Origin of the sequence: Solihabitans fulvus, from assembly GCF_008386585.1 — a bacterium.
Taxonomy (GTDB): domain Bacteria; phylum Actinomycetota; class Actinomycetes; order Mycobacteriales; family Pseudonocardiaceae; genus Solihabitans; species Solihabitans fulvus.
This window is the reverse complement of record NZ_VUOB01000285.1, coordinates 1-451: the sequence shown is the minus strand read 5'-3', so window position 1 is coordinate 451 and position 451 is coordinate 1. Positions and strand designations below refer to the sequence as shown.

At 44.1% G+C, this 451-nt stretch carries 1 protein-coding gene; it reads right to left on the bottom strand.

The genetic code is table 11. From position 1 onward, the window contains the following. The coding region (locus F0L68_RS45860) for a hypothetical protein (RefSeq protein ID WP_223199640.1) at positions 1-451 on the bottom strand (451 nt) is incomplete at both ends.

The window sequence follows — 451 nt, the reverse complement described above, 5'->3', positions numbered from 1 at the left end:
CTGAGAGCGGTGTAGTCGTGTCATCTATGAGTTCCTCTGTGGTTTGAATTGAAACGACTGGTTGTTTGTCGTCTTCTTGCTCAGTAGTGATTTGTGTAGTTTCGATTTTAGGCCCTACCCGCTTTTTAATAATACGCTTTGTGATTTTCTTTTGTTTTGGCTTACCTTCATGTGTCTCAGTTTCCTCTACAGTCACCTCTTCAGGCAACTCAACAACTTCTTCTGGCTTGCTCTCTTCGGGGGTAGTTTCTTCTACTACAGTAACACTTGTCACAGGGGCCTCGTCGTCTTTTTGGACTGTAGTGATTTCGGTGACTTCCTCTTTCGGTCCCTTTTTCTTTTTGATAACGCGCTTAGTGGTTTTAACGGTTTGAACATCGCCGGTTTCGGTTTTGACTTGTGTAATGTGTACTTTCTCAGGGGTTTCTTCAACGACCTGAGCAGTGTCTGG